Consider the following 15450-nt stretch of genomic DNA (forward strand, 5'->3'; position numbering starts at 1 on the left):
ACTCCAAGGTCGGGTTGGGTGGTGGAGGTCAGGAGAGGAGGAAGCCGCCGTCGACGAGGATGTCGGTTCCGGTGAGGTATCCAGCGTCCGCGCTCAGGAGGAATCGCACGACCGCGCCGATCTCCTCGGGGTGTCCGCGACGTCCGGCCGCGGGTGTGCGCACCGCGCGCTGATCGGGCGGACTCGGCGGTGCGACGCTGGAGGGCGTGTCGATGTCGCCCGGCGAGACGGTGAGCACGCGGATGCCGTGCGGAGCGAGCTCGAGAGCCGCGCTCCGCGTGAATCCGAGAAGCCCTGCCTTGGTGGCCGAGTACACCGCGGCGGCCGGCGCGGCGGTGTGAGCGAGGACGGACGCGGTGCTGACGATGACTCCGCCACCCGCCGCGATCATGTGCCGGGCCGCGGCCGCGCTGCACCGGATCGCGGCGCCGAGATTCACGGCCAGCATGCCGTCGAGGTAGTCGTCGTCGACGTCGAGCAGCGCGCGATGGGCGGGCGGCCCGGTGACGGCCGCGTTGTTGACGAGGCCGTCGAGACCTCCGAGGATGTCGGCCGCGTGATCGACCACGCGCTCGGCGGTCCCCGCCTCCGAGAGGTCCGCCACGACACCATCGACCCGATCGCCGAGACCGGAAGCGGTGAGGGCGTCGTCGAGCTCGGCCCTGGTGCGCTGCGCCACCACGACACGGGCTCCCGCCTCGAGGAGCGCAGCGCTGATCGCCGCCCCGATGCCGGTCGCCCCGCCCGTGACGAGCACCCGGCGCCCTGCGAGCGCGGTCATGCGACGAGTCCCGCCGGTCGCCCGCCCTGCGCGTAGGCCGCGACGGCTGCCCGGATGTGCTGGTCACCCGCACTGAGCGCGACGGCCCCGTGTCCGGGAAGAGCTGCGCGACGCCGAGCTCGTCGACGGCGCGGAGGCTGCGGAGGTAGGCGACCTCGTCCGTGTCCGGAGTGTCGAGCACGGCGGTCCTCCCCTGCGCGAAGACCAGATCGCCGCTGAAGAGTGCACGCGCGCTCGGAAGCTCGGCGAGGTACGCGGTGTGGTCGGCGCTGTGACCGGGCGTCGGCACCGCATGCACGACGACCGAGCCGACCGCGATCCTCTCGGCCACCTCGACGCCGGCGACGGCGCGCAGCACCTGATCCGCGGGATACACGCCCTTCCGACGCGCTTCCGGCAGACCGATGGCCTCCTCGTCGGCGACGGCGAGCCGCTGCGCCGTGAGCGCCGAGGCGAAGACGGGCGCGCCGAGCCCGCCCGCCAGATCGGCGGTACCGCCCGAGTGGTCGACGTGCCCGTGGGTCACGAGGATGCCTACCAGCGTGCGCCCTTCGAGAGCGGTGCGGACGCGGGCGAGCAGCTGCTCCGGCGCACGTCCGGCACCGGTGTCGATGAGCACCGCCTCACTGCCCGAGGCGAGCAGGTAGGCATGCCCATCCCATGGATCGCTGATCCCGAATCCGAGATAGCCGCTCGCGACGAGCGTGCAGTCGGCGGTCAGCTGCACTGGAGGCTCCCTTCAAATGAAACTCTCCGTTTCATTTCCATGCAGTCTGTCGGCCGACGTCGCCGGTGTCAAGAGAAATCACATCGACGACCAGCCGCCGTCGACGGGGATGACCGCGCCGGTGACGTACGAGGCCGCATCCGAGGCCAGGTACACGAGCGTCCCGGTCACGTCGTCCTCGTCGGCGAGTCGGCGCAGCGGCACGCGGCGCTCGTAGGCGTCGACGAACCGCTCATCCTGGCCCTCCGACCGCAATCCGCCGGGGCAGATGCAGTTGGCGCGCACACCGAGGGGACCGAGGGCAGCGGCGAGGTACCGCGTGAAGCCGACCATGCCCGCCTTGTCGAACGAGTAGAAGACCGGCATCGTCATGCCGGTCCCCTCGTAGATCGAGAAGTCGGGGGCGACCACGCCGTAGATCGATCCGATGTTGATGATCGATCCCGACCCCCGATCCGCCATCCCCTTCGCGAGGGACTGCGTGATGTGGAACAGTCCACGGGAGTTCACCGCTGACGTCGACTCCCAGTCGTCGATGCTCGTCTCGAACAGACCTCCCCCCGCGCGATGGACGGCGTTGTTGACCAGCACGTCCGGCGCACCGAACCGCTCGAGGAACGTCGAGGCGAAGCGTGCGGTGCTCTCTGCGCTTGCCAGGTCGAGCGACATCGCCGACGCCTCCAGTCCGTCTGCGCGCAGGGCGTCGGCCGAATGCTCCGCACGCTCCTCTTCGCGCGAGGTCACGACGACGTGGGCGCCCGCCTCGGCGAGGGCACGGGCGAAGAGGCTCCCGTAGAGGCCGCCGGCGCCGGTGACGACGACCGATCTCCCGCGCAGCGAGAACCGATCGAGGAAGGAGGAGGGCGATGCAGACAAGGGGTCGATCCTTTCAGGAGGGCCGATTGACAGCGCCCCGGGGGACGCGATATCAATGTGTCTCATAGAGTGGTGAAAATCATTCCATAGAATGAAACAGTTCGGAAGCCCCGGAAGGACCCCCGTGCATCAGACCCGTCGTGTGGCCCTGAGCGGCCTCGGATCGATCGCCCGCCAGCACGCCCAGGCGCTGCGCCGGAGCGCCGGCACGCGGATCGTCGCCTTCGACCCCAGCCAGGAGATGCGGGAGGAGGCGCTCTCGCAAGGTCTCGTGGATGAGGTCACGACGAGCTTCGACGCACTCGTCGACGGCGACCCCGACGCCCTCATCATCGCCGGCCCCGACCACGTGCACATCTCGCAGCTGTCCGCCGCCTCGCTCCGGGGCATCCCGACGCTGGTGGAGAAGCCGGTCGCGGAATCCTCGACCGCACTGGCCGCCGCCCTCCCGTCGCTGCGCGCGTCCGCCGCACCCGTGCTCGTCGGCTATGTGCTGCGGCATCGACGCGTGGTCGAGACCGCCCGACGGATGATCCTCGACGGCGAGATCGGCCATCCCGTCTCGTTCCAGGTGATGCTCGGCGCCTATGGGACGATCCCCGCGGCAGCTTCCCGCTTCGCCACGGCATCCGCCGACCGGCTCTACCGTGACTACTCGCACGAGTGGGACTACCTGCGGTGGATCTTCGGACCCGTCGCCGACGTCGTGGCAACCGCCCGCACCGTTGACCACGTGCCGCATGTCGAATCACCCAACCTCGTCGATGCGCTGCTGCGGCATCAGAGCGGCATCGTCGGCGCCGCGCACCTCGACTACGTCGACCAGCGCGGCACGCGCACGCTCCACGTGGTCGGCAGCGGCGGCACGCTGTTCGCCGACATCGCCCGCGGCACGATCTCGGTGCGCCGTGCGGGCGAGAACCTGGAACGTCACCACGACCTCGCCGAGTCGCCGGCCGAACCGCTCGCCCGGCAGGCTGCGCATCTGCTCGACCTCGCGGCCGACCGCACCGTGACGCCCCGAGTGAGTCTGGACGACGGGCTCGCGGCCCTCAGCACGGCGGAGGCCCTCATCCGCTCGGCGGCCGAGGACCGCTGGACCGCCGTCGACGCCTCGACCCCTGACCGCGACCCGAAGGGACAGCATGTTCACGGATCTCGCCGAACCCGAGCTGCGCGCGTACCGGAGCGCGCAGCAGGAACCGGAGGACTTCGACGCCTTCTGGTCGGAAACCCTCAGGGAGAGCCGTCAGGCCGCGTGGACGCCGCGACGGGAGATCGTCGACACCGGCCTCGCGACACTGTCGGTGTACGACGTCACGTTCTCCGGCTACCTCGGCGATCCGGTGCGGGCCTGGCTGCGCGTCCCCCGTGGTGCACGAGGCCCCCTCCCCGCAGTGGTGCAGTACGTCGGTTACGGAGGTGGTCGCGGACATGCGACGGACGATCTGCTGTGGGCGAGTGCCGGGTTCGCCCACCTCACGATGGACACCCGCGGTCAGGGTTCGTCGTGGAAGGTCGGTGCGACCGACGACCGCCACGGCACGGGGCCGCAGTTCCCCGGAGTCATGACCCGGGGCATCCAGGATCCGCGCACCTACTACTACCGCCGGCTCTATGCCGATGCGGTGCTGGCGGTCGACGCCGTCCGCACCATGGCGGAGGTCGATCCGCAGCGGGTGGGCGTACTGGGCCGCAGTCAGGGCGGCGGTCTCGCGCTCGCGGCAGGAGCACTCGCCGCCGACGTCAAGGTCGTGATCGCCCAGGTGCCGTTCCTGTGCGACTTCCCGCGGGCGCTCGGCCTCAACGACGAGCCGCCGTACAGCGAGATCACGCGCTTCCTCGCCGTGCACCGCGAGGAGGCCGCCACCGTCCGCCGCACGCTCGCCTACTTCGACGGCGTCAACCTCGCGCGCCGCGGCACCGTGGCGGCGACCTTCAGCGCGGGACTCATGGACGCGACGTGCCCGCCGTCGACCGTGTTCGGTGCTTTCCACGAATGGCGCGGCCCGAAGGAGATCGAGGTCTGGCCCTTCAACGGTCACGAAGGCGGAGGCTCGACGTCGGATGCGAACGCGCTCGCGACACTTCGACGACTGCTGACCTGACCCCGGCAGCAGCGACGCGTACAGGGGCTCAGGCGGGGCTGCCCAGCTCCTTCGTGAGCGCTTTGGCGACACGGGAGAGCTGCGAGACCACGTTCGGCACCTCGTCGAGGGGCAGCTGGGTGTCCGGGGCGCTCACGCTCAGGCCGGCCGGGATCGCCGTGCCCTGCAGAGCGACGGCGACGCAGCGACCGCCGATCTGGTTCTCCGACTCGTCCATCGCATAGCCTCGCTCGCGCACCTCGGCGAGTTCTGCCAAGTAGGCGTCGGGGTCGGTGATGGTCTTCTCGGTGTATCGCGGCATGCCGTGCATCGCGAGGATCGAGCGCACCGACTCCTCGCCGCGCACCGCGACCATGACCTTACCCAGCGCCGTCGAGTGGATGAGGCTGCGCTCGCCCACCCGCGCCGCGAGTCGCATCTGACGCGGACTCTCGTACACCAGCGCGTGCACGACCTGACCGCCTTCGAGGTAGCCGAGGTTCACGGTGAGACCGAGGTCGTCACGGAGCCGGGTGAGGCGTGATTCCGCGAGGCGCTTGAGCCGCTCCAACCCCACCGAGTCGGGGGCCTGGAACGCGAGGCCCAGCCGGTAGAGCGAGGTGTCGGCATCCCGCTCGACGAAGCTGCGTTCCTCCAGCACGGTCAGGTACCGGAAGGCCGTGCTCTTCGGCATGCCCGTTTCGGTCGTGACCGTGAGCAGCGAGACCCCTTCCGAGCTGGCGCGCACGAGATCGAGGACATCGCACACCCGGTCGACCGCTCGAATCGAGTACCTGCTCGGGGTCGACGCCTCTGGGGCCACCGTGTGCTCTTCTCTCCTGGGCGAGTCCGGCCGGGAGAGCCCGACCGCGGTGCTCCATCGTACCCCCCGCGCCCCGCGCCGCCAGGGATCACGGGAGCTGCGGACGCGACCTCCGGTAGTCCAGTCGCTCGAGCACGGAGTCGGTCTCCCCGGTGTACCCGCGTCCACGAAACCGGAGACGAGCGGCGCCCATCCGGCACGCAGCGCCGCGGCACCTTTGAGCAGGAGGACGTCGTACGCGCCGACGTCGATCCCCATGCTGCCGAACAGATGGGGGTCGTTGGGCTGCCGCGCCTCGCCTTGCACGACGAGGTCCAGTCCGCCTGCGCGCACCCAGGCCGCGCCACCCATGCTCACCTGAACGCCGGTGGCCATGGGACCTGTGTTGGCGAACACGCCGTCGGTCACTCTGAGCACCTCGACCTCGAGGTCGAGCGGCGGCCCGGATCGCGGCGACGCCCATCCCCCGAGACGGACCCCTGTCGTGGCCCCCTCGCCCGCTTCCTGAAGCAGAGCGAGCGCACGCGGATCCGCGATGGTCCCGAGGAACCGCCGTCCCGGATGAGCGCTCGCCTCGTGCGCGAGCCACGTGGTGTCTCCCGGTGACCCGCCGTTGATGTTGTCCCCGGTGTCGGCGATCACCTGAACCCCGGCAGCTCCCAGCGCGAGCCGCACGGCCTCCGCTGCCCCCGGCAGGTCCCGTCGGAAGAGGGGCGCCGTCCTGGTCGCGAGATCGAGCAGCTCGTCGGCAGCGCCCTCGGCGTCCTCGGCGTGATCCACATCGGCCGTGACCTGGAATCCCATTCCCGTGAAAGCGGTGTCGGCGTACGCGTAGCCCCCGTGCACGGTGGCGTTGCGGATCCCCGGACGAGCTTCGATCCGTTCTGCCAGCTCCCAGAGCGAGCGCAGCGGCTCGTCCTCGGTCCGCTGCGCCGCCGGGGCAGCGACGAGCGGAAGCCCACGATGCGCCCGGTGCGGCACCGGATCGCCATGCAGCAGCGGCGCGAGCATCCGTGCCGCATCGATACCCGCGCTCATACGTGTCGACGTGGGGTTGGTGCGGTAGCCGATCACGATCTCGACGTCGCGGAGTCGAGGCGCCGCCATGTTCGCGTGCATGTCGAGTGCGATCGCGACGGGTCGGCCGGGGAGCATCGCCCGCACGAGCTGGACAAGGGATTCCTCGGCATCATGCTCCCCGTCGACGAAGAGGTCGCCGTGCACCTCGAACAGCACGCCGTCGATCTCGTCCGCCGCGATCAGAGCCGACCGCAGCTCGGCCCTGATCGCCTCGAATGCCGCTCGCTCGACCGTGCCGGAGGGCGTGGCGAAGGTCGCGAACAGGGGCACAGGTTCCAGGCCCGCCGCTGTGGCGCCGTCGAGGAACCCGCCGATCATCGTCCTGGTGCCCTCGAACGCGGTGACGATCTGCGACCCGCGGTACCAGCGCCGGGCGAAGGCGTCGAGGCCGGTGCGCAGGGGTGAGAAGGTGTTGGTCTCGTGGTAGACGGCGAGGACCGCCACCCGTGGGTGCGATGTCACCGTCGACCGGCCGCGAACGCCGCGATCGCCTCGTCGACCCTGGCGAGCGTCTCGTCGACCAGAGCCTCGTCGTGCGCGGTGGAGAGGTACCATCGCCCACCAGGAACCGCGAAGACCCCCGACGGAGCAGCTCGACCAGGAGGTCGGCGTACCCCTCCTGGTCGGTCCTGCGGAAGTCGTCGAAGTCGGTGATCGCCGCCACGCCGAGTCCGACCTGCACGACGGGACCGACCTGGTTGACTGCGGCGACGATGCCGTGCCGGGTCAGAGCCTCCCGCAGTCCTGAGGCGAGCCGGCTGCCGAGCCTCTCCAGCTCGTCGAAGGCACCGGGAGCAGAGAGCTCGGCCAGGGTGGCGGCGGCCGCTGCGAGCACGAGCGGGTTGCCGTTGTAGGTTCCGGCGTGCGTGACCCCCTCGAGCGTGAGGTCGAGATAGCGCGCCTTCCCGAGGAGCGCCGACAGAGTGAGCCCGCCGGCGACCGCCTTCGCCAGCACGACGATGTCGGGGATCACCCCGTAGCGTTCGACCGCACCGCCGCGCGCGATGCGCAGACCGGTGATGACCTCGTCGAACACGAGCACCAGCCCCCGCTCGTCGCAGACCCTCCTGACGCCTTCGAGGAAACCGACGGGCGGCTCGATCACCCCGGAGTTGCACAGCACGGGCTCCAGGAACACCGCCGCGATGTCATCGCGCGACGCGAGGAACGACTCGAGAGCCGCGAGGTCTCCCCACGGGAGGGTGTGCGCGTAGTCCGCCGAGCTGCCGAGCTGCCCTCGGCTCTCCACGGCGCCCATCGAGGCATCGCCCGGACGATAGCCCACGAGCATCGGGTCGGACCAGCCGTGGTAGTGGCCGCCGAACTTGACGAAGTGATCGCGACCCGTCGCGGCACGCACGATCCGCAGCGCCGCCAGGTCGGCTTCGGTGCCGGTGTTGGACCACAGCACCCGCTCCATTCCAGGAAATGCTTCGAGCAGCTGCTCGGCGACTTCGTACTCGAGGTGATGGCCGGACCCGTACGTCGCTCCTCGGACGATCTGCTCCTGCACGGCGGCGACCAGGCGAGGATTGCCGTGGCCGAGGATGTTCGGGCCCCAGCCGAGCACGTAGTCGTGGTAGTCGTTGCCGTCGATGTCGGTGAGGATCGCCCCGGCACCGCCACGGAAGTAGATCGGGTGCGGTCGGGCGCTCGCGCGGAGCGCCGTCGCGACGCCGCCGCTGAGCGAGTTCCGGGCTCGCTCCCATGCTGCGCGGGAAGCAGGCCATTCGGTGATCGGCATATGGAGCAGTCCCTCACGTTTTGTCTAGTGCAACTAGGTGTTTCATAAACACTAGACAGCCGACCTCGACGGCGTCAACTGCGCGCGAGGTCAGAGCACGCGCGGGTCGGGGTCGCCGTCCTGGGGCGGACGCAGCCGGGCGGGGATCGGCCAGGCGAGGACGAACTGCGCGGTGGCCGGGCGGGTCATGTCGCCGAAGTCGTCCACCTTCACCACGATGCGTCCGGGCGCACCCTCCTCATCGGGGTGACTTCGAGGATGCGCACCCGCAGCGGACGCGCACCCTCGCCCTCGAGCATCCACGGGTCGGCGAGCCAGGCGATGCCGTGGTCTTCCAGCGCCGCCTCGGCGTCGAGCCACGCGGACGGCGCGGACACCGATCTGCCGAGCACATCGACGGCGACCCAGTCGTCGCCCTCCGGGTGGATCCACCCGAGCAGTTCTCCGTCGTCGCGGCGATGCGGGGTCCAGTCTGGTCGCGGCATCCTCCGATGCTAGCGAGAGCAGGCGAACGCACGAGAACAGGCCGATTCGCGCGCATCCTGCCTGATGCGGCGTGATTGCCTGATGCGGCGTGCGTGCGTGGACCCAGGAGGGTGGAGCCGACAGCTAGTGCGTGTACTCCATGAGTTCGACGCCGAGGACGCGGAAGACGTCGTGCGCCCGGAGCCGGTGCGTGATGGACAGGTCGTCGAAGCACACGATCAGCGCGTAGGCGACCCCGGCCCTGGGGCCGGCGAGGACGCCAGCCTCGGCACGGACACCACGGTCGCGACCCGTCTTGTTCACGAAGAGGAGTCCGTGGGCGTCGTGGTCGTGGGCGAACGGGTCGAGTCCGGTCGCCGACGCCACGAGGCTGAGGTCCTGATTGAGACTCAGCCACTCCGACACCTGCGCGCTGACCGCGGCGTCGACGACCTGCGAGTTCACGAGGGCCGAGAAGAGTCCGGCGAGTTCGCGCGCAGACCCCACGGCCACCTGGGGCGCGTCGTCCGGTCCACGTCGGTCGCGGAAGCGGTCGAGCAGCGCCGTGCGACGCAGCCCCAACGCATCGATACGTGCGCGCACCCGGTCGTGCCCGACCTTCTGCAGCAGGGCGTTCACGGCGATCGGGTCGCCCGCTGTCGCGGCGAGGACGGCGAGATCCTCGAGAGGAAGCGCCGGTGCATGCAGGTGACGCCACAGGCCGGAGGTCTCGACGGCATCCACATCGGAGCGCTCCACGATCTCGAACGGGTCGAGGGTCCCGTTCTCGAACCCGGCGGCGACCTCGATGAGCAGGGGCACGACGCCGAGGCCCGCGACGGGCATGGTCACATGATCGTCGCCCGCGAGTACGTGCACGTGGCTGTCGAGGTCGACGACGTGCACCGACACCTGCGCCCCGGCCTCGACCAGCTCCTCCAGCGAACGCAGCGTCGACGTGAACGACCGGCGACCGAGCGCTGCTCGACGCGGCAGGCGACGACTCGTGCGCTGGGAACGGCGACCCGCGGGAGAGGACTCCTGCGCGGCACCGAGAGACTCGGGGCCCGAGGAGTTGCGGAACCCTTCACCAGGCTCGAAAGCGCCCACGCGTGATCCTTAAGGAGGGGGGATTTGCGGGATGCCGAGGGGATGCGCTCCCCAGCGGCAGGGATATCGTAACCCCACCGCCGGGGGATGACTCACAGAGTGCGCCGATCGGTCACCAGATGGTCACTCGCGACGCGGCAGGGAGCCACAGCGCATCGGCCTCGGTGACGCCGAACGCCTCGTAGAACGCATCGATGTTGCGCACGATCTGGTTGCAGCGGAACTCGTTCGGCGAGTGCGGGTCGATCGTCAGCAGTCGCAGCGTCTCGGCGTCGCGGCTCTTCTGCTGCCACACCTGCGCCCACGAGAGCAGCAGACGCTGCACGCCGGTGTATCCGTCGATGACGGGAGCCTCCGCGCCGCCCAGCGAGAGCTCGTACGCCTTGAGCGCGATCCCGAGGCCGCCGAGGTCGCCGATGTTCTCGCCGATCGTGAGGGCGCCGTTGACGTGATGCTCGGCGTCGAGGCCCTCCGGAACAAGGGCGTCGTACTGCGCGATGAGCGCGGTGGTCCGCTCCTCGAACGCGGCGCGGTCGGCATCGGTCCACCAGTCCTGCAAGCGCCCTTCACCGTCGTAGCGGCTGCCCTGATCGTCGAAGCCGTGACCGATCTCGTGGCCGATCACCGCGCCGATGCCGCCGTAGTTCGCTGCCGCGTCGCGCCCGGCGTCGAAGAACGGGTACTGCAGGATGGCCGCGGGGAACACGATCTCGTTCATCGACGGGTTGTAGTAGGCGTTGACCATCTGCGGGGGCATGTGCCACTCCGCGCGGTCGATGGGCTTGCCGACCTTGTCGACGTTGCGGTCATGCTCGAAGATCGACGCCCTGCGCACATTGCCGAACAGGTCGGCCCGGTCGATCTCGAGGGTGCTGTAGTCGCGCCACACCTCGGGGTGACCGATCTTCGGGGTGAACGCGTCGAGCTTCGCGAGTGCACGCTCCCGCGTCTCGGGCGTCATCCACTCGAGGTCGGTGATGCTCCGGCGATAGGCCTCGACGAGGTTCGCGGCCAGCTCGTCCATCGCGGCCTTGGCCGTCGGCGGGTAGTGCCGCTCGACGTAGACCTTGCCGATCGCCTCGCCCAGGGCGCCTTCCGTCAGGGAGACGCCGCGCTTCCAGCGCTCCCGGATGGTGGGGACGCCGGTGAGCTCGGTGCCGTAGAAGGAGAAGTTCTCCTGCACGAGGTCGTCGGTGAGGTACGGGGCCGCCGCATGCACGGCCTTGGATCGGAGCCACGCCTTCCAGTCATCGAGGTGCTCGGCGGTCAGCAGCGCCCCGAGGCCCTCGAAGAAGCTCGGCTGCGACACGACCACCTCGTCGAAGGCGGCGGGGTTCGACGGCGAGACGGCATCACGCCACGGGACGAGGTCGACACCAGCGAGCTCCTGCAGCTCGTCCCAGGTCTTCAGGTTGTACGTCGCCACGGCGTCCCGGCTGCGCACGTTGTCCCAGTGGTGTCCTGCGAGCTCGGTCTCGAGCGCGATCGCACGTTCGGCGTTCTGCGCGGCATCGGGGACGCCGGCGAGGTCGAGCAGCCGCTCGAGGTGCGCACGGTACGCGGCCCTGGTGTCGGCGAACGTGTCGAGGCGGAAGTAGCTCTCGTCCGGCAGCGACAGCCCGGCCTGGACGAGCACCGGAAGGTAGCGCTCGGGGTCGCCGGGGTCGCCGTCGACGTAGAGGCCGATGATCGCCGCACGACCATCCCGATCGTAGGCGCCGACCGTGCGGAGGAACGCGGGGATGTCGGCGATCGCGTCGATCTCGGCGAGGGTCTCGGCCAGCGGTGCGACCCCGGCCGCGTCGATGCGCTCGGTGTCCATGAAGCTCGCGAACAGGTCGCCGATCTTGCGGGCGAGCGTGCCCTCCGCGGCGTCCTGCGACTCCTCGATGATCGTCCGCACATCCTTCTCGGCCTGTTCGGCGAGCAGGTGGAAGGACCCCCAGCGCGCTTTGTCGCCGGGGATCTCGGTGCGGGCGATCCACGCGCCGTTCACGTGACGGTACAGGTCGTCCTGCGGGCGGATGTCGGAGCTGAACTCGTCGAGAGCGAGGCCAACGGGAAGAACGTCAGTCATGCGCACCAGCCTAAGACCCGCGGGGTCACGTGTGGTCGGGTGCGCCGCCGAACGGAAGGAGCACGTTCATGCGGAAGCCGTCGTCCGTGTGCTCGGCGAACACCTCGCCGCCATGCGCCCGCGCGAGACCGCGCGCGATCGACAGCCCGAGACCGGCTCCCGAGGCGACGCCGTCGTGATCGGCCGGGGATGTGCGCGCCGCATCTTCGCGCCAGCCAACGTCGAACATGCGGTCGAGGTCCTCCACGGCGACGCCGGCCCCGTGATCGAGGATGCCGAGCACGAGCCGGTTCCGCTCGATCTCCGTGGCCGAGACCACGATCTCGGTGCCCCGCGGGGCGTGCCGGATGGCGTTGGTCAGCAGGTTGACGATGATCCTGCCGAGGTGGTGCGGATCCGCCCAGAGCACGTGGCCGCCCACCCCCTCTCCACGATGCGCACACCGTGTCGGTCGGCTGCAGCGGCCACATCGGCGACAGCGTCCGACACCACGTCGAGCAGCTCGACCTGCTGCGTCTGCACCTGCACCGCCCCCGAAGTCAGCGTGGAGAGCTCGAAGAGGTCGTCGACCATGCGGCTCATCGTCTCCACCTGCACCCGCACCTGCCCGGCGAAGAGCTCCGGCGCGTCCGCCGCCCCCACCTCGATCGACTCGGCGAGCGCGCGCACCGCGGTCAGCGGGGTCCTCAGATCGTGCGAGATCCAGGCGAAGAACCGTCGCCGCGCCGAGTCGAGGCGTTCCAGCTCCGCCTTCGCGGCATCCACCCTCGCCGACGCATCCGCCAGCTGCACCGACAGCTCGTCGAGCTCACGCGATCCACCCTGCGCCGCCGTGATGACGCCCCCGCGCCCCACCTCGTCGAGCGATGCCGAGAGGCGGCCGAACGACGACCGCATCGCCCGCGCGACGACCCACGCGGTGGCGAGCCCGAGGATGAGGGACACCCCGATCACGACGAGGAGGACGGTCAGGTCGTGCGGGGAGATGTACATCTCGACCGAGATCGCGACGACCCCCGCCGCCATCGCGACGACCCCGGCGCTCGCGACGAGCATCAGCTGCGCGCGGACCGACCGGCGGCGCATCAGACGCAGCAGCGCCAGGGTGATCGCGGCCACGCAGACGGCGGCGATCACGCAGGTCAGCACGATCGTCAGGACGTCGGCGGCGGCGAGCTCGATCATGAACCGTCGCCCAGCGTCGAGAAGCGGTAGCCCACGCCCCACTCCGTGCGCAGGTGCACCGGATCACGCGGATCGCTCTCGATCTTCTCCCGCAGCCTGCGCACGTGCACCGTCACCGTCGACGGTTCGCCGAAACTCCAGCCCCACGCCTCACGCAGGATCTCCTCACGGCCGAGCGGCCGCCCCTCGTTGCGCACGAGGAAGAGGAGCAGGTCGTACTCGCGCCCGGTGAGCGCGATCTCCTCGCCACGCACGCACACACGACGTCGAAGCGGATCTATCGCGAACACGCCGGCGCGCACCTCCCCGGCCGATGCCTGCCCCCTCTGAGAGCGCCGGACGAGCGCGCCGACCCGCACCAGGAGTTCCCGCAACGAGAACGGCTTCGCGAGGTAGTCGTCGGCACCGAACTCGAACCCCTCGATGCGGTCGTCCAGCTGCCCGAGCGCCGTGAGCATCATGATCGGCACGTCGGAGAAGGACCGCAGGTCGCGGCACAGCTCGTCGCCGCTGATGCCGGGCAGCATCCGATCGACGACGACCACGTCGGGGTGCCGTCGCGCAGCGCCGTCCGCGCGGAGACCCCGTCGCCGAAGGTCGAGACCACGTAGCCGTTGGCCCGCAGATACGCCCCCACGGCTTCGCGCACGGTGGGGTCGTCTTCGACCACCACGACCTCGGCTGCCTCCTGCATGGGGTCGACACTAGTCGCGGCCGCTGCGGCCCCGACCCGTTCCTTACGGTTCCGAAAGGTCTTCCCCGCCAGGGGCGTCGGCTTCCTAGCGTTCTTCGAAGTGCGATCCGCCGCGGCATCCGTCGCTCAGGGCACAGACATCGCACACCGTGAACAGGAGATCCTCATGCGCAAGACAGCTCTCGCCGCCACCGCGGCTCTCGCCCTCGCCCTCACCCTCTCGGCGTGCAGTTCGCCTGCCGCGACCGAAGACCCCGCACCGGAGTCCTCGATGTCGCAGAGCACCGACGACGGCACGGCGATGACCATGACCGAGATGACCGGTGAGTTCATGGGCCTGAACGACAAGATGGTCTCCGGCACCGTCACCGTGTCGGACGACGAGATCGCCCTCTCCGACTTCTCGTCGGACGAAGGCCCCGACCTGCACGTCTACCTCACCAACGGCACGGATGAGGCCGCCGTGTCCGAGGGCATGCTCGTCGATGCCGTCTCGATCGACACCGCCTCGCAGACCTTCATGCTCGACGGTGTCGACACCTCGAAGTACACCTACGTCGTGATCCACTGCGACAAGGCGAAGGCCGTGTTCGGAGCAGCCGAGCTGTCATGACCGGATCGCGACCGGCGGGGCCCCTGATCGGCTCGGTGCTCGGGGGCGGGGCCAGAGTGGCGGTCGGAGTCCTGTGGCTGAACGAAGGCTTCGTGAAGTATCGGGCGGGCTTCGGGGCGGCCGACATCGCCCTCGTGACCGGGAGCACGGAGGAGAACCCTCGGGTGCCGTGGTTCTTCGCGCCCGTCGGGTCGTTCATGCAGACGGCTCCGGGACTGTTCGGGGTGGTGATGCCCGCGCTCGAGGTCGCCCTGGGGCTCCTGCTGGTCGCGGGGCTGCTGACCAGGATCGCGGCGTTCGTGTCGATCGGGACGTTGATGCTCTATTGGAGCGCGGATCAGCTGATTGCCGCGTACCCGGCGATGGTCGTGCTCTGCGCTGTCGTGCTGCTCCTCCCGGCGGCGGGACGCTTCGGAGTGGACGGCTGGCTGCGAAGGCGGAGGCGGGTCAGCGCGTGATGCGCATCCGGAGCACGTCCGTGCGCTGCAGCGTCACTCCGTAGGCGAGAACCCCGCCCTGGACGTCGGTGGTCACCTGCTCTGTGCGCAGCACCGGCGTGCCGGCGTCGACATCGAGCGCGGTGGCCTCCGGCTCCTCGAGCCGCACCGCCTCGATGTCGGTCGTCGTGTGCGAGACGACGTCGTCGATGTGTCCGTTGAGCATGTCGAACAGGCCGGAGTCGACCGTCGTCATGGGCGCGGGGTCGATCGCGACGCCGTGGATCGTCGCAGGGATGTGCTCGATCATCTGCGCAGACGGGGTGTCGTCGACCGCGAACAGTCGGTAGACCCGCCACACGCCCGACTCCGGCTCGACGCCCAGCACCTCGGCGATCTCGGGCGGAGCGGGCACGAGCGTGTACCCGGCCTCGCGCAGCGCGACCGTGCGTCCGACGGCGTGCACGCGGTCACGGTAGGAGGCGATGGCCGACATGCTCAGCGAGGACGAAGGTCGAGGCGCGCTGACGAACGTGCCGACGCCCCAGTTGCGCGTCACGAAGCCCTCGGCCTCGAGCACCCCCAGCGCCTCACGCACGGAACCGCGGCTCACGTCGAGGCTCTCGGCGATCCGTTTCTCGTTGGGGAGCCTGTCGCCCACGACGTACTCGACATCGATCAGCTGTCGCAGCGCCGCGACGGTGTTCCTCACTACGCTGTCACGCTTGGCCATCGGGTCCCATCGAGAAGT

The 15450-nt window shown here is 69.9% G+C and carries 15 protein-coding genes and 3 pseudogenes; 4 read left to right on the forward strand and 14 right to left on the reverse strand.

The window, feature by feature from the left end:
- Positions 1–28 precede the first annotated feature (28 nt).
- The 3 genes and pseudogenes from K1X59_RS18645 to K1X59_RS18655 form a co-directional block, all read right to left on the reverse strand.
- A complete protein-coding gene (locus K1X59_RS18645) occupies positions 29–781 on the reverse strand; it encodes an SDR family NAD(P)-dependent oxidoreductase (RefSeq protein WP_220173709.1) in 753 nt (250 codons plus the stop codon).
- A 112-nt stretch (positions 782–893) separates the two neighbouring features.
- Positions 894–1508, reverse strand: a pseudogene (locus K1X59_RS22985) (MBL fold metallo-hydrolase); the annotation flags it as partial.
- A 78-nt stretch (positions 1509–1586) separates the two neighbouring features.
- Entirely contained in the window at positions 1587–2384 is a 798-nt protein-coding gene (locus tag K1X59_RS18655) for an SDR family oxidoreductase (RefSeq protein WP_183151139.1), read from the reverse strand.
- A 91-nt stretch (positions 2385–2475) separates the two neighbouring features.
- On the opposite strand from K1X59_RS18655, the pseudogene K1X59_RS22990 reads away from it, so the two are divergent.
- Together K1X59_RS22990 and K1X59_RS18670 are read left to right on the forward strand one after the other, a co-directional pair.
- Positions 2476–3429: pseudogene (locus K1X59_RS22990) on the forward strand (Gfo/Idh/MocA family protein); the annotation flags it as partial.
- A gap of 100 nt (positions 3430–3529) precedes the next feature.
- Positions 3530–4492, forward strand: a complete 963-nt coding sequence (locus K1X59_RS18670) for an acetylxylan esterase (RefSeq protein ID WP_183151141.1) — start codon at positions 3530–3532, stop codon at positions 4490–4492.
- Positions 4493–4520: 28 nt separating this feature from the next.
- Here K1X59_RS18670 and K1X59_RS18675 read toward each other — a convergent pair whose 3' ends face one another.
- From K1X59_RS18675 to K1X59_RS22030, 10 genes and pseudogenes are all read right to left on the reverse strand, one after another.
- Complete coding sequence (locus tag K1X59_RS18675; RefSeq protein ID WP_220173710.1) at positions 4521–6818, reverse strand: M81 family metallopeptidase; 2298 nt, start codon at positions 6816–6818, stop codon at positions 4521–4523.
- Between the two features lie 241 nt (positions 6819–7059).
- Positions 7060–8118, reverse strand: a pseudogene (locus K1X59_RS22015) (aspartate aminotransferase family protein); the annotation flags it as partial.
- 90 nt (positions 8119–8208) lie between these two features.
- Complete coding sequence (locus K1X59_RS22020) at positions 8209–8334, reverse strand: hypothetical protein (RefSeq protein WP_258566933.1); 126 nt, start codon at positions 8332–8334, stop codon at positions 8209–8211.
- Complete coding sequence (locus K1X59_RS18680; RefSeq protein WP_258566934.1) at positions 8328–8603, reverse strand: hypothetical protein; 276 nt, start codon at positions 8601–8603, stop codon at positions 8328–8330. Before K1X59_RS18680 ends, K1X59_RS22020 begins: the two co-directional genes overlap by 7 nt.
- Positions 8604–8727: 124 nt before the next feature.
- Entirely contained in the window at positions 8728–9693 is a 966-nt protein-coding gene (locus K1X59_RS18685; protein ID WP_183151144.1) for a serine hydrolase, read from the reverse strand.
- A gap of 112 nt (positions 9694–9805) precedes the next feature.
- Entirely contained in the window at positions 9806–11770 is a 1965-nt protein-coding gene (locus tag K1X59_RS18690) for a M13 family metallopeptidase (protein WP_183151145.1), read from the reverse strand.
- A gap of 25 nt (positions 11771–11795) precedes the next feature.
- Positions 11796–12191, reverse strand: a complete 396-nt coding sequence (locus tag K1X59_RS22025; RefSeq protein ID WP_258566935.1) for a sensor histidine kinase KdpD — start codon at positions 12189–12191, stop codon at positions 11796–11798.
- Complete coding sequence (locus tag K1X59_RS18695) at positions 12128–12955, reverse strand: histidine kinase dimerization/phospho-acceptor domain-containing protein (protein ID WP_258566936.1); 828 nt, start codon at positions 12953–12955, stop codon at positions 12128–12130. The genes K1X59_RS22025 and K1X59_RS18695 overlap by 64 nt, the downstream gene beginning before the upstream one ends.
- On the reverse strand, positions 12952–13482 hold the full coding sequence (locus tag K1X59_RS18700) for a response regulator transcription factor (protein ID WP_244632622.1): 531 nt from the start codon (positions 13480–13482) through the stop codon (positions 12952–12954). Before K1X59_RS18700 ends, K1X59_RS18695 begins: the two co-directional genes overlap by 4 nt.
- Complete coding sequence (locus K1X59_RS22030; RefSeq protein WP_244632193.1) at positions 13413–13649, reverse strand: hypothetical protein; 237 nt, start codon at positions 13647–13649, stop codon at positions 13413–13415. The genes K1X59_RS18700 and K1X59_RS22030 overlap by 70 nt, the downstream gene beginning before the upstream one ends.
- A gap of 166 nt (positions 13650–13815) precedes the next feature.
- Here K1X59_RS22030 and K1X59_RS18705 point away from each other — a divergent pair, with 166 nt between their 5' ends.
- Together K1X59_RS18705 and K1X59_RS18710 are read left to right on the forward strand one after the other, a co-directional pair.
- Complete coding sequence (locus K1X59_RS18705; protein WP_183151146.1) at positions 13816–14262, forward strand: DM13 domain-containing protein; 447 nt, start codon at positions 13816–13818, stop codon at positions 14260–14262.
- Positions 14259–14720 (forward strand): DoxX family membrane protein, encoded by a 462-nt coding sequence (locus tag K1X59_RS18710; protein WP_183151147.1) that lies wholly within the window; start codon positions 14259–14261, stop codon positions 14718–14720. The genes K1X59_RS18705 and K1X59_RS18710 overlap by 4 nt, the downstream gene beginning before the upstream one ends.
- Here K1X59_RS18710 and K1X59_RS18715 read toward each other — a convergent pair.
- Entirely contained in the window at positions 14710–15411 is a 702-nt protein-coding gene (locus K1X59_RS18715) for a GntR family transcriptional regulator (RefSeq protein ID WP_183151148.1), read from the reverse strand. The two genes, K1X59_RS18710 and K1X59_RS18715, sit on opposite strands and share 11 nt — an antisense overlap.
- Positions 15412–15450 lie beyond the last annotated feature (39 nt).

Source organism: Microbacterium sp. Se5.02b, from assembly GCF_019464375.1.
GTDB lineage: Bacteria > Actinomycetota > Actinomycetes > Actinomycetales > Microbacteriaceae > Microbacterium.